General features: G+C 37.6%; 19 protein-coding genes and 6 tRNA genes. 6 read left to right on the top strand and 19 right to left on the bottom strand.

Features of this window, described 5'->3' with window-relative positions:
- Positions 1–388: 388 nt before the first annotated feature.
- Positions 389–3,061 carry an NACHT domain-containing protein gene (locus ABD005_RS15865; RefSeq protein ID WP_343818634.1) on the top strand — a complete coding sequence of 891 codons (2,673 nt, stop codon included), beginning with the start codon at positions 389–391 and terminating at the stop codon, positions 3,059–3,061.
- An 848-nt stretch (positions 3,062–3,909) separates the two neighbouring features.
- On the opposite strand, the gene ABD005_RS15860 is transcribed toward ABD005_RS15865, so the two are convergent.
- The 19 genes from ABD005_RS15860 to ABD005_RS15770 form a co-directional block, all read right to left on the bottom strand.
- A complete protein-coding gene (locus ABD005_RS15860; protein WP_343818632.1) occupies positions 3,910–4,068 on the bottom strand; it encodes a hypothetical protein in 159 nt (52 codons plus the stop codon).
- Between the two features lie 329 nt (positions 4,069–4,397).
- A tRNA-Ser gene (locus tag ABD005_RS15855) sits at positions 4,398–4,487 on the bottom strand.
- A 224-nt stretch (positions 4,488–4,711) separates the two neighbouring features.
- Positions 4,712–5,752, bottom strand: a complete 1,041-nt coding sequence (gene nadA, locus ABD005_RS15850) for a quinolinate synthase NadA (RefSeq protein ID WP_343818630.1) — start codon at positions 5,750–5,752, stop codon at positions 4,712–4,714.
- Between the two features lie 250 nt (positions 5,753–6,002).
- A tRNA-Lys gene (locus tag ABD005_RS15845) sits at positions 6,003–6,078 on the bottom strand.
- 37 nt (positions 6,079–6,115) lie between these two features.
- Positions 6,116–6,191, bottom strand: a tRNA-Lys gene (locus ABD005_RS15840).
- Between the two features lie 35 nt (positions 6,192–6,226).
- Positions 6,227–6,302 (bottom strand) — tRNA-Lys (locus ABD005_RS15835).
- A gap of 48 nt (positions 6,303–6,350) precedes the next feature.
- A tRNA-Lys gene (locus ABD005_RS15830) sits at positions 6,351–6,426 on the bottom strand.
- A gap of 75 nt (positions 6,427–6,501) precedes the next feature.
- Positions 6,502–6,577 (bottom strand) — tRNA-Lys (locus tag ABD005_RS15825).
- 173 nt (positions 6,578–6,750) lie between these two features.
- The gene (ybgF, locus tag ABD005_RS15820; RefSeq protein ID WP_343818629.1) at positions 6,751–7,536 is read right to left on the bottom strand and encodes a tol-pal system protein YbgF; all 786 of its coding nucleotides are present in this window, start codon (positions 7,534–7,536) and stop codon (positions 6,751–6,753) included.
- Positions 7,537–7,567: 31 nt separating this feature from the next.
- On the bottom strand, positions 7,568–8,107 hold the full coding sequence (gene pal, locus ABD005_RS15815) for a peptidoglycan-associated lipoprotein Pal (RefSeq protein WP_215979271.1): 540 nt from the start codon (positions 8,105–8,107) through the stop codon (positions 7,568–7,570).
- A 57-nt stretch (positions 8,108–8,164) separates the two neighbouring features.
- Positions 8,165–9,514, bottom strand: a complete 1,350-nt coding sequence (gene tolB / locus ABD005_RS15810; protein ID WP_425544910.1) for a Tol-Pal system beta propeller repeat protein TolB — start codon at positions 9,512–9,514, stop codon at positions 8,165–8,167.
- Between the two features lie 43 nt (positions 9,515–9,557).
- Positions 9,558–10,523 carry a cell envelope integrity protein TolA gene (gene tolA / locus ABD005_RS15805; RefSeq protein WP_343818626.1) on the bottom strand — a complete coding sequence of 322 codons (966 nt, stop codon included), beginning with the start codon at positions 10,521–10,523 and terminating at the stop codon, positions 9,558–9,560.
- Between the two features lies 1 nt (position 10,524).
- Positions 10,525–10,950, bottom strand: coding sequence for a protein TolR (tolR, locus tag ABD005_RS15800; protein WP_215979273.1), 426 nt, complete (start codon positions 10,948–10,950; stop codon positions 10,525–10,527).
- Between the two features lie 9 nt (positions 10,951–10,959).
- Positions 10,960–11,646 carry a protein TolQ gene (gene tolQ, locus ABD005_RS15795; protein WP_215979274.1) on the bottom strand — a complete coding sequence of 229 codons (687 nt, stop codon included), beginning with the start codon at positions 11,644–11,646 and terminating at the stop codon, positions 10,960–10,962.
- Entirely contained in the window at positions 11,636–12,046 is a 411-nt protein-coding gene (ybgC, locus tag ABD005_RS15790; RefSeq protein WP_215979275.1) for a tol-pal system-associated acyl-CoA thioesterase, read from the bottom strand. The genes tolQ and ybgC overlap by 11 nt, the downstream gene beginning before the upstream one ends.
- A gap of 217 nt (positions 12,047–12,263) precedes the next feature.
- A complete protein-coding gene (locus tag ABD005_RS15785) occupies positions 12,264–14,066 on the bottom strand; it encodes a DEAD/DEAH box helicase (protein ID WP_343818624.1) in 1,803 nt (600 codons plus the stop codon).
- Between the two features lie 466 nt (positions 14,067–14,532).
- Entirely contained in the window at positions 14,533–15,147 is a 615-nt protein-coding gene (locus tag ABD005_RS15780) for a hypothetical protein (RefSeq protein WP_343818622.1), read from the bottom strand.
- A gap of 298 nt (positions 15,148–15,445) precedes the next feature.
- Complete coding sequence (locus ABD005_RS15775) at positions 15,446–17,848, bottom strand: Lon protease family protein (RefSeq protein ID WP_215979277.1); 2,403 nt, start codon at positions 17,846–17,848, stop codon at positions 15,446–15,448.
- A gap of 169 nt (positions 17,849–18,017) precedes the next feature.
- On the bottom strand, positions 18,018–18,503 hold the full coding sequence (locus tag ABD005_RS15770) for a zinc ribbon-containing protein (protein ID WP_215979278.1): 486 nt from the start codon (positions 18,501–18,503) through the stop codon (positions 18,018–18,020).
- Positions 18,504–18,703: 200 nt separating this feature from the next.
- Here ABD005_RS15770 and leuS point away from each other — a divergent pair, with 200 nt between their 5' ends.
- The 5 genes from leuS to rsfS all read left to right on the top strand — a co-directional run bounded on the left by leuS (position 18,704) and on the right by rsfS (position 24,021).
- Entirely contained in the window at positions 18,704–21,295 is a 2,592-nt protein-coding gene (gene leuS / locus ABD005_RS15765) for a leucine--tRNA ligase (protein WP_343818619.1), read from the top strand.
- A 22-nt stretch (positions 21,296–21,317) separates the two neighbouring features.
- Positions 21,318–21,809, top strand: a complete 492-nt coding sequence (locus ABD005_RS15760) for an LPS-assembly lipoprotein LptE (RefSeq protein ID WP_343818617.1) — start codon at positions 21,318–21,320, stop codon at positions 21,807–21,809.
- 45 nt (positions 21,810–21,854) lie between these two features.
- Positions 21,855–22,919 carry a DNA polymerase III subunit delta gene (gene holA / locus ABD005_RS15755; RefSeq protein WP_343818615.1) on the top strand — a complete coding sequence of 355 codons (1,065 nt, stop codon included), beginning with the start codon at positions 21,855–21,857 and terminating at the stop codon, positions 22,917–22,919.
- Positions 22,920–22,943: 24 nt separating this feature from the next.
- Entirely contained in the window at positions 22,944–23,609 is a 666-nt protein-coding gene (nadD, locus tag ABD005_RS15750) for a nicotinate-nucleotide adenylyltransferase (RefSeq protein ID WP_343818613.1), read from the top strand.
- A 91-nt stretch (positions 23,610–23,700) separates the two neighbouring features.
- Positions 23,701–24,021: a ribosome silencing factor gene (rsfS, locus tag ABD005_RS15745; RefSeq protein ID WP_215979283.1), complete on the top strand. Its 321-nt coding sequence runs from the start codon at positions 23,701–23,703 to the stop codon at positions 24,019–24,021.
- The last annotated feature ends 9 nt before the right edge of the window (positions 24,022–24,030 follow it).

Below are 24,030 nucleotides of genomic sequence, written 5' to 3'. Positions count from 1 at the left end.
GCTGTTTCGAGCCTAAACTCTGCGCTATAAGTTGGTCGTTTCTTCTTTGTCATTTGTATCACCTAAGTAGTTATGAGATGCATGATAACATCTCTAATTAGGTGGCCAAATTAACTATGCCACTTCAGTCCAAATGAGTCAGAGAGAAGATACTGGTTAAACTCTAAAACTGTGGCCAATTTTACTTGACCACTTCAACCTAAGAAATTAATAGAGCATCAGTCAAAAACTTAGGTTGATGGTTCCTCGAATGACGAAGTTTCTATGTAAGTTACTGTCTCAAATAACCAAAAAACATGTAGATTAAGTTTATATTCTTTAAAAGAGAGGGAGATTAAGTTAGATTTGAATTCATAATATAATCATATGAAAACCTGAAGGATTTTAAATGGAAACGGTAGTTACGCAATACCTTAAAGCTCTAGTTGACTTAAAAGAGGATGACTTTACTAGAGACATTATAAAGCCATTATTTGAGTCAATGGGATATTACAAAGTTGACTTTAATGGTGGCTCTTATGAACGAGGAAGGGACTTAATAGCGCAACGAAGAATCCCGCCTAAAAAAGAAAGCTATGTTGTGTACATACAATCAAAGAAAGTGGGCGATATTCAAAATACGTCAACGGCTTCTAAGCTATCAACTTTATTGCATCAGTTAAGGCAATGCTGCTTAGGAAAATTAACTGATGATGAAGGTAATAAAATATCACCTAATGAGGTGTACTTAGCCTGTCCTGAATCAATCTCAAGTCGACTTATGGAAGAGATTGAGACCCAACTGTTCAATATGCCATTAAAAATTTACTTCTATGACGGACCAAAGATTCTGCAAGATATTAAAGAGTTTAAACCTGACCTCCTTAATATCCTGACTAATATTGAGGAAAAATTAACCACACATAGTTGTTTAGAGCCTAGTAATAAAGAATTATTATCTGCTTTGAAGAATGAAACCAGCCAAAAGATTGATAATTTCTATAGTGATCTCAGCTTTTTCGTAGGTTCGTTTGATAGTAATTTACTGTTGCACCTAGATATAACCACCCATAACGGCTCCATACAAGTATCTCAAGAAAATTGGGCTGGATTTAGGAAAGATATTGAGAGGATATCCAGTAAGCATCAACTTTATTTATTAAATAAAGATTTATCTAAACTTGAGGCTAAATTCAAAAAGGATAAAGAACTCTATGAAGGCAAAAATAATAAAGATTTAATTAAGGAATTAGAGCAAAAAGAATTAAAATATAATGATATTGAAATTAGAATTAAAGGACTAATAGAGTCACTGAAAGCTAGTTTAAAGCCAAGCAATAATCATATTAGCAAAGTAGTTAATTCAAAGGTTTTAGCTGAAAGAGGAATTATCCTAGATGAACTGAAGTTTGCGACTAAAAACAGAAGTAAATTTGATGTACAAAAGTATAATGATAAAGGGAGTTCATTTAACAAAGAAGCTAACCATATTGCCTCGTTAATACATGAACAAAATGAAATGAGTATTCTATTAAATGGTATCAAACGTAGAATTATTTCTAAACCATTTTATAAGGTCACCCTGTCGGTCGATGAGCTAAAAAATAAGATACTTCTTTATAAAGAAAAATATATCAATGATATTAAGCTAATTAATAACCGATCGCTTGGTATTACGAGACTCAAAAACTTTCTCTCATCAACAGAAAAAACTTTATCCTTAATATCACAAGTAATAGATAATAATAGCCAATTATCAAAGGTAATATCATTTAAACCTCAAGAAAAAGTACAGGATCGTGTTTCTATTTCACCACACGATATATTTGCCACTGGCAATGATATAGCTGTTTACGGCGGAGCTGGTGTCGGTAAAACAACAACGTTAAAAGCATATGCTGATATGATTTCAGAGTGTAATAACAAGAACCTGATATACATACCATTGAACCGTTTAGTAGATGAGTTTAAAAAATTTTATAATGATGATGCTCACAAAAAAACGTTGAAAACAGACTTGTTAGTTAAAATAATACTATTAAGCAAAGGTATGCAACCTACAAGCGAACTGGTTGAGGAAGCTAATAACGCTCTATCTGGAAAACTAGTTATAATTCTCGATGGATTAGACGAGGTTTATAATGCCATCCCCGATATCATTCCAGCTATATCTGAATTTAAATTAAAAAACAAAATGTCTCAGTTGATTATTTCTAGTAGAGACTGCGTCAGTTATTTAAATGATATAGACTTTTTGGGGATTACTCTTCTACCATTTACAGAAGAACAATTAGATAAATTTATTCGAGGCTGGTTTAAGTTAGATATAGCTAAAGCCACTCAACTAATTAGCTCAATAAAACAAAGAGACTTATTCGAGTATATTAAAACCCCACTACTTGCCACTATTACATGCTCTTTAGTTGAAAAAGGGGTGGATGCTCCATCCAGTGAGAATGAAATATACTCCGAAAGATTAAATCTATTAACTGGTGAGTATGACTTACACAAAAATATTGAGCGACAAAAACAAAAGGGTGATCTACTAAGAAAGTGCGCCATGAAAATAGCATATAAAATGCATAATAAAGGTGTTAGAGCAGAGTCCAAAGAAAATATAAAGAGTTCGCTCATGATAAGTCTAGCTGATAAATATAGCGAAGCATTGTTAAGTAGTTGTGTCGAAGAGCTAATCAATCCTTGTAATATATTGTTTCATGATCCAATAACTAAAAAATACTCTTTTGGTCACTTTAGATTTCAAGAGCACTTGGCTTCAGAAGAGCTTAACCTTAATAGAAGTATAGATTTATCAGAGTTGGTAACAATTGATTGGTGGCGAGGTGCTTTATCACTTTATGCGCAAGATAATGATGTGTCATATTTAATAGAGGATGTTTATAACCATTATGGCAATGTATCAAGGGCTATAATTACATTAAACTCAATGGTAAACAGTAGTCCAAAAAGCAAACAACAAGGATTAAAAAAACTTTTAAAGGAATATAAGAAATCAGATTTAATGGATGAACTTTTTACAGACCCTGATTATGGCTATGAGCATGAGACTTATTTCAGATAGTTCTTTCTAAGCTATAAAGTTACCAGAAAGTCCCTTGTTTAGGCTGCCTATCATTGAGCTGCAGCCTAAACACCGTTAGGTGTTAAAGTTAAAAGATTCTAAAGGAGTAACTACAATTTCACCATGCTACCAGCGGCTAAAAGTGACTTCGGTAGTTGCGCCATGAAGATAGATAATCGTAAAGCTGAGCCACCTGAAATTGCTAGAGGTCGAACTGCTCGAATTTACCTGTACATGTAAGATGCTTACAAGCGTTATAGCATGAGTAAATCACAGCGACAGTTAATGAGTGCTTGGGATAAGATGTACCCCGTAGATGCTTCGAAGTGTGCGAGAGCGAAGAAGATTACTAGCCTGCAAAAAAGTCAGAATAATATTATCAGAAAACGATGTAAATCTGCTGATATTTGGTGATAAATAACCCCATAGAAGCTAGCCAAAGTATTACTACAGCCAGTAACTAAAAGGCTGCTAATAGCTAACATTATGCGTATGTAACTAAAATATTTTAGTCTTTTATTAATGGTTAATCTTATGGTGAAGTTAATATTTCAACCAAATAATAGATGCCATTATGAAGCAATAACCACACAGAAAGTTACCGTTATCTGACTTAAGTCATTAATCACTCTATCCGATGCGAAACCTATTTATTCATGAACATTTCCGAGTATATTTTAAATATAATGTATGAAGCGATATAACCAGTTGCTATAGAGGCCGCTATTATCGTCGATTCAGGTATTTCTCATGTAGTAACCCCCCTCCTCCAGAAAGGCCTAACCTGATGGCTTTATTTATGAAGCTGGTAACCTTTTTAACAGATTTACTTTCAGCTACAGTGTTAACTATATTATCGATGCATTACCTTTATCAACACTATAATTCATTGTTGATTTATCTCTAACTTTACCTTCTTCTGTTTCATATTCTAAGGTTTTTTCTACTGAAGCAGAGGCTGCAGAGCTTTTTGTTCTTTTTAATTCTGATGTAATAATTTCATCCATGATATTTCTACTTCTCACGTTAATGGTTAAAGTTGATGTTATACAAAAGCCATTTAAGCATACCCATATATTAGGGGAGAGATAAACCTAACACTGCACAGAACGATGTCATTATTCTATATTCGCACCTTAGCTGCCAGCAATTGAAGGTAAATGGGCATTGTCTGCAACCTTAAATTAAATTATGGGGTTCTGTTCGAAGAACAGGTTCGATTAATTTTATATGAGGTATCTTTATAGTAACATGAGTATTTGACGGTCTTTTTGACGGTTCAAAAACCTATAGACATAAAAAAGCCCCTGAAAAACAGAGGCTTATCTATAGAATATGGCGGTGAGCGAGAGATTCGAACTCTCGTTAGGGGTAAACCTAAACACACTTTCCAGGCGTGCGCCTTCAGCCACTCAGCCAGCTCACCAAATTTTAACTATTGATAATTTTATGTGCTATCACACTAACAGTAAACGCCTGATTAACACGCTATCTGTGCCAAGTCTGCTTACCAGCTTACATTATTAATATTGAATAAATTCAACCGCGCTATAGTAGGGAAAATACCTGCTTAGCGCAAGCCTATTTAAGTTAAATGCGTTTAAGTGCTTAGTATTCAGTCACTACACGCTTATTTAAGTGCTTGCTATTTTAGCGCTTTAAACTAGCCGAAAAATCAAGCATACGATTTAGTGATTTTAGTGCGCCTTTACGAAGCTCCATATCAACAAAAATTTCTTTGCCGGTAGGGTCAAGTAAGGCGTTTTCTATCTCTTTTAAGCCATTCATTGCCATCCACGGGCAATGTGCACAGCTTTTGCACGTTGCACCCTCACCTGCGGTTGGCGCTTCAAAAAACTCTTTCTCTGGACATAGCTGCTGCATTTTATAAAAAATACCGCGATCTGTTGCGACAATAAACTTTTGATTAGGCATTTCTTGTGCCGCTTTTATCAGTTGGCTAGTAGAGCCAACCGCATCAGCAAGTTCAACAATGTCTAATGGTGACTCGGGGTGCACTAAAATAGCCGCATCAGGGTGTAAAGCCTTCATATCTATTAAGGCTTTAGTTTTGAACTCATCATGAACGATACAGGCCCCTTGCCACATTAGCATGTCAGCGCCAGTTTCACGTTGTATGTAGTTACCCAGATGGCGATCAGGTCCCCATAGAATTTTTTTACCTTGCTCATCTAAGTGTTCAACAATTTCAAGGGCACAAGATGAGGTAACAATCCAATCAGCACGAGCTTTAACGGCCGTTGAAGTATTTGCGTAAACAACTACGGTATGATCGGGGTGTTCATCACAAAAGGCTGAAAACTCTTTAATCGGGCAACCTAAGTCAAGTGAACATGTTGCTTCAAGCGTAGGCATAACAACAGTTTTTTCCGGTGTTAATACTTTAGAGGTTTCACCCATAAATTTTACACCAGCAACAATCAGTGTTTCTGCCGGGTGTTGTTTACCAAAACGCGCCATTTCTAACGAGTCGGCAACACAGCCGCCCGTTTCTTCGGCTAATGCTTGAATTTCAGGATCTGTATAATAGTGCGCAACTAATACCGCATTTTTTTCAATGAGTAGGCGCTTAATTCTTTCTTTAACTTGAGCCCTTTCGTCTTGCGTTAATGGCTTAGGCTTGGCTGGAAATTGAAAGTCAAAATCTACAGCGTTATTGGTTTGGCTCATGAGTGCTCTCTATTCTACTACGGTACGTGTTAAACGCTGCAATTATAAGGGAAAGCACTAACAATGTGTAGTGTATTATAGAATGGCTGAATGATTAACACAGTAAATAAGTACGCTGAACTAGAGAGAGGTTTTATCGAAAATACGTATTAACAAATACTAAAATATAACATGCTCGTTATGCACATTTTAGGTGAGAGAGATTTATAGAATGATTTTTCGGGAGAAGTTACTTTGAAGGTTTTTGAAGTGGTCGGCCGTGAAGGATTTGAACCTTCGACAAATTGGTTAAAAGCCAACTGCTCTACCAGCTGAGCTAACGGCCGCTTCAAATTTTTATGTGCTATATCTATATTCTTAAATTGGTCGGCCGTGAAGGATTTGAACCTTCGACAAATTGGTTAAAAGCCAACTGCTCTACCAGCTGAGCTAACGGCCGATTTAAGATTTACATGTATAACTAATAACTAGGATTGGTCGGCCGTGAAGGATTTGAACCTTCGACAAATTGGTTAAAAGCCAACTGCTCTACCAGCTGAGCTAACGGCCGTTCCTAGTTTTTCCTAATAAATTAGGGGGTAGTTATTCTTTATTGAAGTGGTCGGCCGTGAAGGATTTGAACCTTCGACAAATTGGTTAAAAGCCAACTGCTCTACCAGCTGAGCTAACGGCCGATTCAATAAATTATAACGTGACTATAAATACTTGATTTATAGTCTTTACTTAAAGTACAAGATAATTAAGTAAGGTGGTCGGCCGTGAAGGATTTGAACCTTCGACAAATTGGTTAAAAGCCAACTGCTCTACCAGCTGAGCTAACGGCCGCCGTTGTGTTGAGTTAGTGCCTCAACGCGGGGCATATAATACTGATAATATTTTTAAGTGCAACCATAAATTTAGCTTTTTTTAAATAATATTGATAGTTCGCGTAAAAACAAAGCAATACGCTACTTTTATCAACAACAATACGAAAATTACTGCTGCACTTTATAAAACGGTTACTTAGATAAACTCTCTAAACGCGGTTTAGCTAGCTTTGCTGAGGTTGAGTTTGGGTACTCTTTTAATAACTGTCGATATAAGGTAATCGCATTTTGGTTATCGTTTTGCTTTTGAGAGACCATAGCCAATTTCAACATTGCATCAGGACGCTTATTTGAGTCGCTAAACTGATTAACTACAATAGTAAACTCTTGTTTAGCTTCAACCAGCTCATCTTTATTAAAAAGTAACTGCCCTAACCAATAATGTGCATTCGGTGCATAACTTGAATTAGGGTAGTTTTTATTGAAAGCCCTAAATTCAGGTATCGCTTGTTCGTATTTAGCTTCTTTGAGTACCATATTAAGTGCACGATCATAGGCATCGTTTTCACTTAAGTTATTACTGTATGCTTGACTAGCTGCGCCAATACTGTCGGTATTAGTTACTGCGATACTGGTAGGTACACTATTTGCTGGTTTAAGTGCTTCGCTAACGCGTCTATCAAGCTCTTGATATAGCTCTCGTTGACGTTCTAACACTTGGCTTAATTGGTGGCTATGTAACTCAGTAACACCACGAAGCTCATTAACTTCACTTTGTAACATATCTAACTGGCGCTGAATATTTACTTGTGATCTGTTACGTGAATCAAGCTTTTCTTCTAAACTACGCAGTTGTTCATTAACACTACCAGTTCCTGAAGTACGCGAACTCATGTCTACAACGGGGGCTTGAGCCGCTAACGCATTAAATGCGCTAGCGGTAAACATCATGCCAAATAAAACTTTATTGAGTTTCATTTATCTACCTTGGTTTGATGAAGATTAAAACTTAGTAAACTAAAACAGCACGACGGTTTTTAGCAAAAGCATTTTCACTTCTGTCTTTAACCATTGGTTTTTCTTCACCATAGCTCACAACACTTAGTTGAGATGGGTTAACGCCCATATTTTCTAAATAAGTTGCTACAGATTTTGCACGACGCTCGCCTAAGGCAATGTTGTACTCAGGCGTACCACGTTCATCGGCATGACCTTCAACAAGTACTTTAACATCACTGTTTTCGCTTAAAAATTTAGCATGTGCGTCTAAAATAGCAGAATCAGCGCTGGTTACTGTAGATACGTCAAAACCGAAGTAGACGATGTGCTCTGAACGTAAACGGGCTAACTCTTGACGTTTTTCTTCTTCAATTTCTGCAGCACGTTGCGCAGCTGTTACTTGTACACTGTTTTGCTCTTCATTTTGAGTTACTTGTGCATTAGTATCAACTTGGCTTTGCTCATCAGTGTCTGAGTTAGAGCTACAAGCAGATAATACAAGAAGAGGTAAAGCTACTGCTAAACTTTTTACAATTTTATTTAAGCGCATTTTATTTTCCTATTTTCTAAAAATATGAGTTGAAATTATTAGTTTTATTAAATCATTTTATAAAAACGGCGACCATGCCGGAGCTTTCACTTGTCCATCAAGTGCAGGTAAACGAGCTTTAAATCGCCCATCTACCGACACCAATCCTAATACTTGACGATTATTGTGCAGTGTACTGTAAATAATCATGCCACCATTAGGTGCAACACTTGGTGATTCATCTAGGCGTGTTTTAGTTAACACTTGAAACACTCCCGTACCAAACTCTTGTTTTGCTAAACGGTATTGACCACGGGTTCTATTTACCATAATCAGGTTTTTCCCATCGGGAGTGATAGAGCCGCCTAAGTTCATATCACCGTCAAAAGTTAAACGTTTAACTTTTCCGTTGCCTAAATCTACGCGATATAACTGCGGTTTACCACCCCGTTCTGAACTAAATACTAATGATTTACCATCTGGTGTATAACTTGGCTCAGTATCTATAGCTCGGTTACGGGTAATTCGACGTAATTTTTTGCTCGCTAACTCCATAATATAGATATCTGGGTTACCATCTTTTGATAATACCATTGCCATACTGCGGCCGTCTGGAGAAAAGCGCGGTGCACTGTTTATACCATCAAATGAACTAATTAAGGTACGTTTTCCTGAGTAGATGTCAATAGTATGAATTTGTGCTTGTCGATTTTCAAAAGATACATAAGCTAACTGCTCACCTCTAGGGTGCCATGATGGCGACATTAATGGTTCTTTTGAGCTAAGTAATACATGTTCATTAAAGCCGTCGTAATCAGCAAAAGCTAATTGGTATGGGTATTCACCTTCATCTCGCACAATAACGTAAGCTATTTTGCTTAAAAATGCACCTTTACTACCGGTTAATTTTTCATACACTACATTACTAATACTATGTGCGTAACGTCTAAATTGCTCACCATTAATATTGGCACTACTTTGCGCTAAAATATGATCTTCAACATCAACCATACTACCACTGCTTAACATAGTTGCTTGGCCGCCAGTTACTTGACCACGAATAACATCAACAAGTTGGTAGCTTACTTGATAGCGCCCTAATGATACTTCTTTAATTTTCCCTACAACAACAGCTTCAACCCCAAGACTTGCCCAAGCACTGTAATCAACATCATTAGCCGTATGAGGTGTTTGTGGGAAGTTATTGATATTAACAGGGCTAAACTTACCGCTGCGTAATAAGTCGTCGCTAATCACTTTAGAAATACGCTCAGGTAATACTGAGCCGTTATCCCATTTAAAAGGAACAACCGCAATAGGTCTAGCACTATCAATACCGCCAGTGATTACTATTTCTAAGGTTGCCATGGCTCGCATTGAGCTCAACGTAATAATTAAGGTTGTAAAAACAGTTAATAATAATTTCATTGTCAGTTCTGTCTTCTTTTTATAAGTTAAATATTATGGCTGATTATGAAAAATCAGGTACAACGGTTACCGCTATTTTACGCATTTCTTTAAACACTTCAGGATCTTGCGATACAGGTAAAGTGCCAGTTTTATAAATGGCCGTTTCTGCTGCGTCACAAACCACTTTATCTCCTTTACCAACACTAACATTAGTAACAAAGCCTGATGAGGCTAAACTAATAGTTAAGCGACAGGTTTTACCAACCATGGTACTACGATCTTTAATCATATTACGGTTGATGCTTTGAGTAATCAAGGCAGAAAAGCGTTGTATTTCAGTCATCACTTGCTGACTACGTGCTTTATTACGCGCAGCCATTTCTGCAGCCATTTGTTCAGCTATTAATGCTTGCTCTGCTGCTTGCTGTGCCGCTTTTTCTTTGGCCTCTTTTTCTTTACGCTTTTGCTCGGCCAGTTTTTTCTTACGTAACTCTTCCGCTTTTTTAGCTTCAGCTTCTTCTTTTATACGTTTCGCTCTTGCTGTAGCAGCAGCTTGTTCAGCTTTTTGTTTTTCTTGTTCTTTTTGCTTACGTACTTTTTCAGCTTGGTCTGCCTTTGCTTTCGCACTTTTAGCAGCTTTGTCTGCTTGAATTTTTTCTTGTTCTTTTTTCTTACGCTGTATTTCTAGCTTTTTAATACGAGCTTCTTCTTTTGCTCGGCGTTGTTTAGCTTCATCAGCACGGCGCTCAATCGCTTTGATACGTTTTTTTTCTGCGGCGGCATCATCTGCTTTTTGTTTTTTTATTTTATTAATCGCTTGGTCATATTTAGCTTTATCAACCACAACGGCTTTAATAGGCTCCATTTGAGCACTACTTGGCGTAGGAGTGGCAACAGGTTTAGATGTCGCATTAAAGTCACCAATAAATAAAGTCACCAATAATGCAACATGTAAACCAACACTTAACCACAGTGCTTTTGCGTAAGATGACTTCATTAATGGCTTATTAGAGGACTGCTTATTCACACTAATTCTCCACCGGCTCTGTCATTAAGCCAACTGAAGGAACACCCGCCACCGTTTGTAGTAACACCATCAGCTGAATAACAGCGTCATAAGAAACAGCACCGTCACCATTAACCACTACTGGGGTATCAGGCTCTAAGGTTAAATGCGCTTTAACTAGGGTTGCCACTTCTTCAGCAGAAAGCGGCTCTTTATCGTTAGCCCCGACTGTTAAATAGTAGCGTCCTTGGGCATCTACCGAAGCAACAAGTGGTGTTTTACTGTCTTTATCAAGAGGCTCGGCATCACCTTGAGGTAAGTCAACTTTTACCCCTTGAGTAATAAGTGGTGCGGTTACCATAAAGATTATAAGTAATACCAGCATAACATCGATATAAGGAACAACATTAATTTCAGCCACTTTACGGCGTCTTACTCTTTGATACATAATTAAACCTTACTTGCCGTTTTGCTCATTTGCCGACTGACGTTGTAAAATACTTGAAAACTCATCCATGAAATTACCATAGCCGTTTTCAATTTTTTCAACTAAGTGACTGAAACGGTTAAACGCCATTACCGCAGGAATAGCCGCAAAGAGCCCCATGGCAGTTGCAATTAGTGCTTCAGCAATACCTGGTGCAACCATTTGTAATGTTGCTTGCTTTACTGAACCAAGAGCAATAAAAGAATTCATAATCCCCCACACCGTACCAAACAACCCAATATAGGGGCTAATTGAACCAACCGTCGCCATAAATGGTAAGTGTTTTTCTAAATTATCCACTTCTCTTGAAAGTGCTACGCGCATTGCTCGGTGAGTGCCATCTACAATAATTTGTGGGTTATCAATATGGCTTTTACGTAAACGTGCAAACTCTTTAAAACCTGCAACAAATAAACTTTCAATACCTTGAACATGATTTTTAGCTGATATTTCACTGTATAACTTACTTAAGTCGGCCCCACTCCAAAACTTATCTTCAAATGTTTTCAGCTCTTGTGTTGCACTTTGTAAAATTTTACGACGTTGAAAGATCATCGCCCAACAAACAATCGAAAAAGTCAGTAAGGTCAACATCACAAATTGCACTAAAATACTGGCTTCTAAAAATAAATCAAAAAATGAGATTTCAGCTGACACGTTTAAACGCTCCTAATATAAATTCGGGAATAGCACAGGGTTTATTGTTATTAAAATCAACACAAGCAATCAGCACTTTGGCAGTGCAAAGCAAAATATTTTCTTGGTTGAAGATATGTTGTTCAAATACTAAGCTAGCTCGCTTAACTTTGACAATACTTGAATGTACATTAAGTAAATCATCGAGTTTAGCTGAAGCAAAGTTATCCATTTCAACCTTTCTGACCACAAAACCAAGATTTTGTTGCAAAAGTGTTTGTTGGTGTATGCCTAAATCACGTAACCACTCACTGCGAGCACGCTCTGTAAATTTTAAATAATTCGCATAATAAACAATTCCCCCCGCATCTGTATCTTCATAATAAATGCGAATGGGTAAGTTATGAGTTGTGCTTAACATTGATAACTAGACAAATAACTGATTTTTAGGTAGCTCTATAGTAATAGATAAAGCCTTAAGCAAACAAGGCGAGTGACATAATAAATTACAATTTAACACGTTATTGCTTAATAAAGGGGCAATGTATGACTTTATTAAAAAAATTCCATAAAAAAAGGCGCTAAATGCGCCTTTTCGTTTTGCGTTACCAAACTAATAAGTAACTTTTTATAAGCTATTAGCTCGCAGAAGAACTTTCATTACGACGGCGTGGCTTTTGGCTTTCAACAGCTGCATCTGAAACACTAATAGATAACGGTTGACGACGAACACGTACACCTTTTAACTGGTTAAATGCCGTTGTTGGAATACCTTTAGGTAATTGCACAAAGCTATGCTTTTCATGCAAGTTAATAGCACCAATGTAGCTGCTGTCTAATGATATTTCGTTTGCAATAGCGCCAACGATATCACCAGGGCGAGCACCGTGGTCTTTACCCACTTCTAGGCGGTAAGTCTGCCAATCAACATCGCTACGGTTAACTTTTGCTTTACGTGGTCTTTCATCACGAGCGCCGCGAGCATTGCGGTTATCGTTACCACGAGAATCTCTACGGTCATTACCGCGATTGTTACGGTCGTTACCGCGACTATTGCGATCGCCACGGTCATTACGATCGTTACGCTCACGTGTATCACGACGAGGTTTAGGATCTTCTTTTGGCTGTAATGGCTGTTTCATTTGCTTTTGGAAAAGTAATGCTGCAGCTAAATCAACAATTGATACGTCTGACTCTGCAGCCATACCCTCAACGATCTCACGCATTGCAGTAATATCTTTATCAGCGACAATACTAGCCACTTCAACACGAGTACGTTCTATACGAATCTTACCTATTTCTTGAATATTAGGTAACTCGTAATTAAGTACTGTACCTGACGTTAAACGCTCATAATGACGTAACGAGTACATTTCACGAGGGCGAACAAATGAAATTGACATACCTTCACGACCAGCACGACCAGTACGGCCAATACGGTGAACATATGCTTCATTATCACCTGGTAAGTCATAGTTAACGACTAATGAAATACGTGGAATATCTAAACCACGAGCAACAACGTCAGTCGCGACTAAAATAGACGATTTACCTGATTTCATTTGGTCGATACAACGTTCACGCTGTGCTTGGTTCATATCACCATTTAAAGGTAATGCTGGGTAGCCAGCACGTTCTAATTTTTCAGCAACATCAACCGTGTCGTTACGTGTACGAACGAAGATAATCATCGCATCGTAGTCAACCACTTCTGCAATACGCTCTAATGCCGTCATTTTAGTAATGCCGCTTACTTTCCATGCGTATTGTGTAATATTTGCTTTCGCTTTTTTAACCGCTTCAACTTTAATATGCTCAGGATCTTTTAAGAAACGATTGGCAATTTTACGAATTGCTGGTGGCATTGTTGCTGAAAATAAACACATTTGTGTGGTTTTTGGCAAGTGATCCAAAATCCACTGAATATCTTCTAAGAAACCCATGTTTAACATTTCGTCTGCTTCATCAAGCACACAAACACGTAAATCGTCTAATTTAAGACTTTTACGACGTAAATGGTCCATTAAGCGACCAGGGGTACCAACAACAACTTGAGCGCCACGCTCTAATTGTTGAAATTGAGGTCCGTAAGATTGACCACCATATAATGTAGCAACACGTAAACCTTTCATATCTTTACCGAAAGATTCAATTGCTTCAGCAACTTGCATTGCTAATTCACGCGTTGGTGCTAACACCATTAATTGTGGTTTTTTAATTGAAGTATCAATTTTTGCTAATGCAGGTAAGCCAAACGCAGCGGTTTTACCGGTACCTGTTTGTGCTTCACCTAATACATCTTTGCCAGCAAGTAGTGGCGGAATAGTTTGTGCCTGAATAGCGGTAGCGGAGCTAAAACCGATAGAAAGAACAGCGGATAATAAATTTTCAGGCAAGCCTAAAGTGTCAAAGCTTACAGGCAAAGTTTTTTGATCTGTCATAAATAATTTTCATCTTCTCAAGGCAGGTGCGTAACTTAAAACAGAATAGAATTAGCGTAATATATCCCACCTCTAATGATTACTAAAACGTAAATTAGAAGTGTAAAAAGCTAATAAATTTTAAATTGCTAAGTCTTAAACCTGCGTACATATACGAGGAAACCACCAGGAAGACTTAAGGCGCATAGTGTATGCTAACACTATATTTCTAGCTAATTGTCGGAAATAATTAGCTGGGCAAGTCTATTGGGCGGTAAAACCCCACTCATTTGATTTACTCATCGTGAGTAATCATACAAACCTATTGATATTTTCTATAGGTTAATAACCGTTAAGGTTGTAAAATCAACATTCCCTTATCGAGGCGCGCATTATACAGAGATTAGCACTAGATACAAGTACTATTCCTAGTGATTTTAATTTGGGGGTAAGTGAATTAGGCTTAAATATACGAAAGAGTGCTAAATTATAAAATAACGTCTTGATATAAGTCAGCGTATTTTGCTTTATGGGAGTTAAATAAAAACTGACGTAGCGACTCTCGACCTTGATCAAAATCTTTAAATTTAGCAGCAATAATATTGTTATCCTTTCTTACAACATCTAAAGATAAAGTGACTGATTGTTGATTAGGTAACATTAATACAAGTGATTGTTGCTTTAATAAAGGGTCATCTTTAACCGATAATTCGTCATCTAATAACTTTAATGTGACTCCTGTACCTGAAAGTGAAAGAATCTCTAACTTATGCTGAGAGGCAATATTGAGTAATGATAAGTTTTCAGGTGCATTAACACGCCAGCTGCGCTCATTGCCTTGTACATCAATAATTTCTGGTGTGCCTAAAGCTGGGTTGAAATTTCCATTATCCAAGGTAATAGTAACGGGGAACCATAATTGATAATGGCCTATTTCAGCAAGTAAGGTTAACTTACTTTCACCTAATAATTTTTTCAAGTTACTCGGTATTGTAGTATGAACACTAAGCTGTTGTGCAGGATGCAACAACTCACCCTCTTCAGGTGGTTCTGAAAAGATATTTTTAAAGAAATCGAGTTCGTCCGTTGAAAGTTCTATCATAACCGCGTATTAAATGTTGCATTTATGTTACGGATGATAACAAGAACACTACGTTAGTGCAATTTAAGTGCAAACATCGTTCTTTTTTCAATCAAACCATTGTTTATAAAACATATATTGATTTATTTTAATCAATATTATGAGGGTATTTATACAAACAGGCTTTAAAAATCGTTAATTTCGGTCGCTCAAAGGTTAATCACTATATATATATTTAAATGGTAAAAGCATATTAACAAAAAACCGATAAATAAATTTACCGGTTTTTTAATTTATTTTAATAACTTAAGTACTGTTATTACTCTTCATCACCATTAAGGATGTCAGAGAAAGCCTCTAACTTATCAAGTGCTAAGCCATGGATAGACTTACGCGGATAACGTCCTGTTTTACTAATGGTACCCGCCTCGGTATTTAATAATAAGGCCAATGCTTGATCAATGGTTTCAACGGCATAAATGGCAAACAGTCCTTTATCAACTGCATCAATTACCTCATTACTCAGCATTAAGTTAATCACATTTGTTTTTGGAATGATTACCCCTTGCTTACCCGTTAGCCCTTTATCCAGACATAATTGAAAAAATCCTTCGATCTTTTCATTAACACCACCAATTGACTGCACTTCACCATGCTGGTTAATTGAGCCAGTAATAGCAAGGCTTTGATCTATAGGTAATAAAGTAATTGAAGAAATAAGCGCACATAATTCAGCTAACGACGCACTATCACCATCAATATGGCCATAAGATTGCTCTATCGCAATATTTGCCGAAATTGAAACAGGGAAACTTTGCCCGTATTTATGACCTAAATAACCGGTAAGCAACAACACCCCTTTCGAGTGAATAGATTTACCTAAATCAACTTCACGCTCAATATCCGTCACACCTTCACTACCTGCATAAACAGTAGCAGTTATGCGCGCAGGCGTACCAAATATACTATCGCCTATTTCCAAAACGGTTAAGCCATTAACCTTACCAACAAACTCTCCTTCTGTGCTAATTAACACTTGTTGTTCTTTTATTTCACTTAGCCAGGTTTCACTTAACCGACCAATACGGCGCTTTTTAGCGGCTTGTGCCATTGCAATATGTTCTGCAGTTAACGCTCCCTTGGCACCTAGTTTTTGCCAGCAATAATTGGCTTCATCAAGTAGGTCATTCACTTGTACGATATTGGCTGAAATTTTGGTTTGATGCTCGCCCCTTCTTAAAGCGTAACGTACTAATTCGAGTACCGCTTCGTTGGTTACCTCAGGGTAGTTATGATGTTGAGCCCGTTGGCGAATTAATTGACCAAAGGCTATTAAGTTATCATCATTTTTTTCTAAATGGCGGTCAAAGTCGGCTAACACTCTAAAAAGCTCAGTAAATTCTTGATCGTAATCTTGTAAGGTATAATAAATCTCAGCATCTCCTAACAACACTACCTTAACTTGCAACGGAATTTTTTCAGGCTGTAAACTATAACCACTAGGTTGACTGTATTCTGAATACGGATTTTCAATGGTAATTTGTTGCGTCTTTAACGCTAACTTTAAACGTGACCAAACCATAGGTTGGCTCAACACTTTTTCGGCATCAAGTAATAAGTAACCGCCGTTTGCCTTATGTAATGCACCCGGCCTTATTAAACGATAGCTGGTATAACTTGCCCCTTGAAAGCTGGCAAAATCAACATGACCAAATAAGTTTTGATAGGTAGGGTTTTGCTCATAAATAACCGGCGCACCTTGATCTTTATTTTGCGGCACTAATAAATTAGGAACAAAACGTTCAACCATTAACTTACGTAACTCTTTTTCATTAGGTGTATCATCGCTATCATTGACCAGTACCTCAAGTACCGCATCAACCACATGATTTCGAACTTTACTTAGATAGGCTAAGACATCACTATTGCTACTAAACTCTTGCTCTAGCTCACGTAAGTATGGCTCAATACTTTTAGCCGCGGTGTCGTATTTTAATTTTCTCAACTGATCTGAAGACAATCGCTTCCATTGGGGTAATTCCAGTAACTGCTCAGCTAAAACAACTTCTAGCTCGCTCAATAGTTGATAAAATTTGGCGCGATCAGTTTCATTAAAGTTGGCAAACTCTTTATCATTTACTGGTTGGCCATCAACTAATGGCGAAAAACCAACTTCGCCATTTTCTTCATATAAAACAACATTATCTTTTAATGCGATTTCTTCAACTTTACCAATAGCTTCATCATATTTTTTATTAAATTCACGATCTATAGCTGACTTTTGGCGTTGGTAGCCTGGGTTATCAAAAATTTCGGGAAATAAATCAAGTAAGCCATCAATAAAACGATTCATACTCGCCAAAAGCTGCTTACCGTCACCAGGGTTAACTGACAAGGTTAACGGTATATGGCTTTCGTCAAAGTTATTAATGTAGCACCATTCATCTGGCGACTTTTGCTGACCCGCTAACGCATTTAACATTTGTTTGATCAGTGTTTGCCTACCAGTGCCATGCTCGCCCATCGCAAACACATTAAAGCCAATAGCCGACATAGACAAACCAAATTCTAGTGCTTCTTTAGCACGATCATGACCAACAAAGGCTTGGTTTGTATCGTCTTTAGAGATAGGAGGACAAAATAGTTCTGCTGAAAGTGATGAGGTAAGTGAAGTAGTAGCAACACGGGTTTGACTAATAACAGCTGCAATAGCTTTGGTCATATATATCCTTTAGTTAGTTTGTAAACTAACTTTTATTAAATGATGAGTGCGACATAGAATGCGTCTTACAATACACTTAGTGTACTTGCTCCCTAGTAAGCTAACAAGTTGAATAGTTGTATTAAAATCACGTTAAATATTGATTAAAGCCAATCAAGTTAATGTTAGGCTACGGCTTTAATGGCACACGCGTAAAAGTATCGTGCCCACAATGACTACATACTTGTACCTCACTGCGATGAGTAATATGCACAACTTCATCACATTCATTACAAGCAAGCTCGCCAAACCCAATAATATCTCCCTGACGATAAACACCATCATGGCTAAAGTCGTCAATGAGCTCAAACCACTCAACTTGTGCTTTATCAGTCAAGCCTGCTAAGTTTTCCCATAGCGCTTCATTGAGTAAGGTTAAATATAGCGAGTCTTGCGCTTGTTTACGGTTAAGTTGATAAAAGTCATATAAATCGTATTTTAAATTATCACTAAATTGCTGTAATTTTTCTTCCGACATATGCTCAAGGGCTACAGCATAAAGCTTAGCCTGCGCCATTAACTCATTAATACGAGGTTTTTGTTCAACTTTCACCTTGTTTAACCAGCTATTGAGTGCTCGATAAACCTCGGCAAAATAATCATCTTGTTGCGCCATGATACTCTCCTTGAAAAAGTTATCTTTATTTGCCCTACTTTGAGTATAGGCAAAGTTAACAATTAAACTTGTTGTTACCTAGTCAGATAAGGTATTCTACTGCGATAATTTAACTTAAATTTGTCAGCTAATTCCCGCGTTAATCGTTAACAGATGATAAAAAGTTAATCACTTTCACCTGAATATTTGAGAATACCTTAATGGAAGCCATTTATAATCCGCAAGCTATTGAAGAAACAGTACAAAAATTTTGGACTGATAACAACACGTTTAAAGCCGTTGAAGACTCAAGCAAAGAAAAATTTTATTGTTTAGCAATGTTCCCATACCCAAGTGGTCGTTTACATATGGGTCATGTGCGTAATTATAGTCTTGGTGACGTAATATCTCGCTATCAACGTATGCAAGGTAAAAACGTAATGCAACCTATGGGTTGGGATGCTTTTGGTTTACCTGCTGAAAACGCGGCCATTAAAAATAAAACAGCGCCAGGTAACTGGACTTATCAAAATATTGATTATATGCGTAATCAATTACAATCGTTAGGTTTTGGTTATGACTGGGATCGTGAACTAGCAACTTGTAAACCTGATTATTATCGTTGGGAACAATGGTTTTTCACTAAGCTTTACGAAAAAGGCTTAGTTTACAAAAAAAATGCCACTGTAAACTGGGATCCTGTTGACCAAACCGTATTAGCTAACGAACAAGTTATTGATGGACGCGGCTGGCGCTCTGGCGCTATTGTTGAGCGCAAAGAAATCCCACAATGGTTTATTAAAATTACCGATTATGCCGAAGAGCTTTTAGACGACTTAGACCAGTTAACTGATTGGCCTGAGCAAGTTAAGACCATGCAACGTAATTGGATTGGCCGCTCACAAGGTGTTGAAATGACCTTTGAAGTTGCTGATTCAACTGAAAGCTTTGATATTTACACAACGCGTCCAGATACTTTAATGGGGGTTACTTATGTTGCCTTAGCAGCGCAACACCCATTAGCGCTTGAAGCCGCTAAAAATAATACTGACTTAGCCGCTTTTATTGCAGAATGTAAAAATAGTAAAACCACTGAAGCTGATATGGCGGCAATGGAGAAAAAAGGTGTTGATACCGGTCTTAAAGCAATCCACCCGATTACCGGTGAGTTAGTGCCAGTATGGGCAGCTAACTTTGTGTTAATGGATTATGGCTCTGGTGCGGTAATGTCTGTGCCAGGTCATGACCAACGTGATTATGAATTTGCGATCAAATACGGTTTAACCATCAAGCAAGTCATTGCCGGTCAAGAACGTGATGATATCGCTGTTGCCGCTATCACTGAAAAATCAACATTAATCAACTCTGGTGAATTTGATGGTTTAGACTTTGAGCAAGCATTCAATGCAATTAGTGAAAAGCTAGCGAGTGAAAATAAAGGTAAAGTGACTACTAATTACCGTTTACGCGACTGGGGTGTTTCACGTCAGCGTTATTGGGGAACACCAATCCCAATGATTAACTTAGCTAATGGCGAGTCGGTTCCGGTACCAGAAAGTGAGTTACCCGTAATACTGCCTGAAGATGTAGTAATGAACGGTACCACCTCTCCTATTAAAGACGATCCACAATGGGCCAAAACGACTTTTAATGGTGAAGACGCATTACGTGAAACAGATACTTTTGATACCTTTATGGAATCTTCATGGTATTACGCACGTTACTGTTCACCAAACGATGACACGCAAATGTTAGATCCTGCCAAAGCAAACTACTGGTTACCTGTTGACCAATATATTGGCGGTATCGAACATGCAATTTTACATTTACTTTACTCACGATTTTTCCATAAATTATTACGCGATGTTGGTTTAGTTGACAGTGATGAACCTTTCAAAAAATTATTATGTCAAGGCATGGTATTAGCAGATACTTATTACCGTGAAGCAGATAATGGCGCACAAGAGTGGATAGCACCAAGTGATGTTGAAATGGAGCGCGATGAAAAAGGTCAAGTAACCTCTGCCGTAAGTAAAATAGATGGTCAGCCTGTTATTTCTGCAGGTATGAGTAAAATGTCAAAGTCAAAAAACAATGGTATTGACCCACAAGAAGTTATTAATAAATATGGCGCAGATACGGTACGTTTATTTATTATGTTTACTTCACCACCAGAGCAAACCTTAGAATGGTCTGATGCCGGTGTTGAAGGCGCACACCGCTTTGTTAAACGTGTTTATAAGTTAGTACATGATTTTGTTGAAGCAACACAAAACGAAACCATTAGCGAAGCAACTGCATTAACTTTACATAGTGAACAGAAGAAGCTTCGCCGTGAACTACATAAAGCAATTGCTAAAGTGACTGACGATATTGGTCGCCGTAATACTTTTAATACAGCCATTGCTGCCATCATGGAGTTAATGAATGCGTTAAGTAAAGCACCTCTTGAAACAGCTGAAGATAAAGCGGTAATGCAAGAAGCAATTCGTGCCGTTATTTTAATGTTAACACCGATTACACCGCATATGTGTCATCATTTATGGCAACATGTTGGCAATAGTGACAGCATTGTAGAAGATGCCCCGTGGCCAAGTGTAGATGAAAGTGCCTTAGTTGAAGATGAAAAACTTATTATTGTACAAGTTAACGGTAAATTACGTGCCAAAATTACCGTTGCTGCTGATGCGTCTAAAGAAACTGTTGAAGCTTTAGGTTTAAGTGACGAAAATGTCACCAAGTTCACCGACGGTAACACTATTCGTAAAGTAATTTACATTCCAGGTAAACTACTAAATATCGTAGCTAACTAAAAAAGGGTTGAGCAAGAGTACTATGAAACTAGCTAACACTCTTGCCATGGCATTGTTAACCACAAGTTTATTATCAGCTTGTGGTTTTCAATTACGTGGTGATTACTTACTTGATGATGATTTACAAACCTTATATGTAAGCTCTAGTGATGTGCACGGTGAATTAACACGTTTATTAAAATTGCACTTAACTAGAAATCAAGTCAAGGTATTAAACCAATCAACGCTTGAAGCGCCTGAGTTAAGAATTGTCTCTGATAATTTAGACCGACGTACCTTATCAGTATTTCCTAATGGTCAAGTAGCAGAATACGAACTTATTTACTCAGTGCACTATCAACTGCGCTTTAGCGGTGAAGACGCCCGTGATTTTCGCTTTGAGCTTTATCGAGATTATCAAGATGATCCTAATTTAGCTTTAGCAAAAAGTCGTGAGTTATCATTGCTACTAAGTGAAATGCGAACCTCGGCTGCCGATAAAATACTACGTGATATGGCGCGTGTACAACGCTAGGTTTGTCACAATTTAATTTCCAGCATTGATAAAATAAAGGTTTAAATGAAAATTTACCATAACCAGCTAACGAAAACCTTAGCACAAGGCTTTATACCGGTATGGTTGGTTTTTGGTGATGAGCCATGGCAAAAAGATAACAGCCTATCAACCATCAAAGCGGCGGCTCAACAACAAGGTTTTAGCGAACTAATTCGTTTTAATACCGAATCAGGTTTTGACTGGCAGCAACTCATGGATGAATATCAATCGATGAGCTTATTCGCTAGTCAGCGCATTATTGAAGTAGAGTTTTCAACCACTAAGGTCGGTGATGCAGGTAATAAAGCCCTAGTCGCTTTAGCGGAGCGCTTAAGCGAAGACATTCAACATAAGCATTACGCCAACGATGTTATCTTTATTTTCCATGGCGATAAACTTGATGGCCCCAGTGCTAACAAAAAGTGGTTTAAGTTATTTAGCCAAATAGGCTGTTACTTACCTTTGTACGATGTTGAATTAAAATCAATGTCGCATTGGATAAACCAACAATGCCAAACACTTAATTTGAACTTAGCACCCGAGTTAACTCAGCTACTGATTGAATTATTTGAAGGTAATTTGCTCGCTTTAGCGCAAGAGTTACAAAAACTTTCATTATTATTTAATCAGAGCCTGATCACGTTAGAACAAGCTGAACAACTGGTTATCAAACAAGCTAAATTTAACCCCTTTCAAGTCGTTGATAGTTTATTACTAGGAGATTGTGGTAAATGCATCGCAATGTTAGATCAGCTGCAACAAGAAGGTATTGCTCCGGCTAAAATTATTTGGGCATTACATAAAGAAATTAGCCAGCTATATAATATGCTCAATCAGCTTGAGCAAGGCGAAAGTATTAATCAGCTATATAAGCAATACCGTATTTGGGACAAACGTAAACCCTTATACCAACACGCATTAACCCATATAAAGCTTCCTGATGTTAAGCAAGCAATGATACGTATTGCCGATATTGATTTATTAAGCAAAACCAGTAGTGAGTTTAATGTTTTTATTCTACTGGCTGATTTGTGTATTACTTTATACCACGGTGATAAAACGCAGGCTCTTAGCTTAAAGTATGGTTAAGTCAGCAAAAGTTAGTACAGAAACATGAAAACACCTCTAGAAAAAAACGGTATTGGTATTTTTGGCGGAACTTTTGACCCTATTCACAATGGGCACATTCAATCAGCTAAAATGGTTAGTGACTGGCTTGGCTTAGCTAACGTGTTATTTATTCCGGCTCATATTCCGCCTCACAAAACACAAGCACATACAATCCCGCATGCATCTGCTACTCAACGAGCTACTATGGTTAGCTTGGCGTGCCAGCCTTTTCCGCAATTTATTTGTGACAAACGCGAACTAACACGTAGTGGGCACTCATATAGTGTAGATACCTTAAAGGCATTAAAAGCAGAATATCCTGAGCAAACGCTTTATTTTATTATCGGAATGGACTCACTGTTAACTTTTACGCAATGGCATCAGTATCAAGATATTTTGACCTTGTGTCATTTAGTAGTAAATACTCGCCCAAATTATGACATCAGCCAAGTAAATCAAGCGACTAAAACACTACTTGAAAACCACCAAGTAGACTCCGTTACCATACTAAAACAGCAAAAAAATGGTGCTATTATTTTTGCTCCCCCTGTGCATTTTGATATTTCCTCAACACAGATCAGAGCGAATCTATGCCAACAACAGTGTTGTAAATCTTCGCTTTCTCCGTTAATACTAGATTTTATCAACAAAAATCAGCTTTATCGTTAACCCTAGGCTTAAAAAGTGTTAATATTGCCTTATTATTGCCGCGTTTATGTTAAATGCACTCGCAACTTACTGAAAAAATAGGAAGAACACCTTGCAAACTGAAGAACTTAAAGCATTTGTTATTGAAAAACTTGAAGATATGAAAGGTCGCGATATTATCGCCCTTAACATTAGTGATAAGGCAAGTTTTGCTGATTACATGATTATCTGTTCAGGTAACTCTAACCGCCACGTAAAATCTATCGCGCAATCTGTCGCAATTGACTGTCGTGCAGCGGGTGTTGAGCCAAAAGGTATGGAAGGTAACGATGTAGGTGAATGGGCACTTGTTGATTTAGCTGACATTATTGTGCATGTTATGACTGATACTCAACGTGACAAGTATAACTTAGAACAATTGTGGGCTGAATAAAGTCACTAT

Origin of the sequence: Colwellia asteriadis (genome assembly GCF_039523295.1) — a bacterium.
Taxonomy (GTDB): Bacteria; Pseudomonadota; Gammaproteobacteria; order Enterobacterales; family Alteromonadaceae; genus Colwellia; species Colwellia asteriadis.
The sequence above is the reverse complement of the archived record's forward strand: the minus strand, read 5'-3'. Positions and strand labels throughout refer to the sequence as shown.

Coding starts and splice junctions, on each gene's coding strand:
- tolR (WP_215979273.1), bottom strand. CDS start 10,950: ATGTATCAAAGAGTAAGACGCCGTAAAGTGGCTGAAATTAATGTTGTT.
- nadD (WP_343818613.1), top strand. CDS start 22,944: ATGAAAACACCTCTAGAAAAAAACGGTATTGGTATTTTTGGCGGAACT.
- ABD005_RS15865 (WP_343818634.1), top strand. CDS start 389: ATGGAAACGGTAGTTACGCAATACCTTAAAGCTCTAGTTGACTTAAAA.
- leuS (WP_343818619.1), top strand. CDS start 18,704: ATGGAAGCCATTTATAATCCGCAAGCTATTGAAGAAACAGTACAAAAA.
- nadA (WP_343818630.1), bottom strand. CDS start 5,752: ATGAGCCAAACCAATAACGCTGTAGATTTTGACTTTCAATTTCCAGCC.
- ABD005_RS15775 (WP_215979277.1), bottom strand. CDS start 17,848: ATGACCAAAGCTATTGCAGCTGTTATTAGTCAAACCCGTGTTGCTACT.
- ybgC (WP_215979275.1), bottom strand. CDS start 12,046: ATGTTAAGCACAACTCATAACTTACCCATTCGCATTTATTATGAAGAT.
- ABD005_RS15785 (WP_343818624.1), bottom strand. CDS start 14,066: ATGACAGATCAAAAAACTTTGCCTGTAAGCTTTGACACTTTAGGCTTG.
- pal (WP_215979271.1), bottom strand. CDS start 8,107: ATGCGCTTAAATAAAATTGTAAAAAGTTTAGCAGTAGCTTTACCTCTT.
- ABD005_RS15780 (WP_343818622.1), bottom strand. CDS start 15,147: ATGATAGAACTTTCAACGGACGAACTCGATTTCTTTAAAAATATCTTT.
- tolB (WP_425544910.1), bottom strand. CDS start 9,514: ATGAAATTATTATTAACTGTTTTTACAACCTTAATTATTACGTTGAGC.
- ABD005_RS15760 (WP_343818617.1), top strand. CDS start 21,318: ATGAAACTAGCTAACACTCTTGCCATGGCATTGTTAACCACAAGTTTA.
- holA (WP_343818615.1), top strand. CDS start 21,855: ATGAAAATTTACCATAACCAGCTAACGAAAACCTTAGCACAAGGCTTT.
- ABD005_RS15860 (WP_343818632.1), bottom strand. CDS start 4,068: ATGGATGAAATTATTACATCAGAATTAAAAAGAACAAAAAGCTCTGCA.
- ybgF (WP_343818629.1), bottom strand. CDS start 7,536: ATGAAACTCAATAAAGTTTTATTTGGCATGATGTTTACCGCTAGCGCA.
- ABD005_RS15770 (WP_215979278.1), bottom strand. CDS start 18,503: ATGGCGCAACAAGATGATTATTTTGCCGAGGTTTATCGAGCACTCAAT.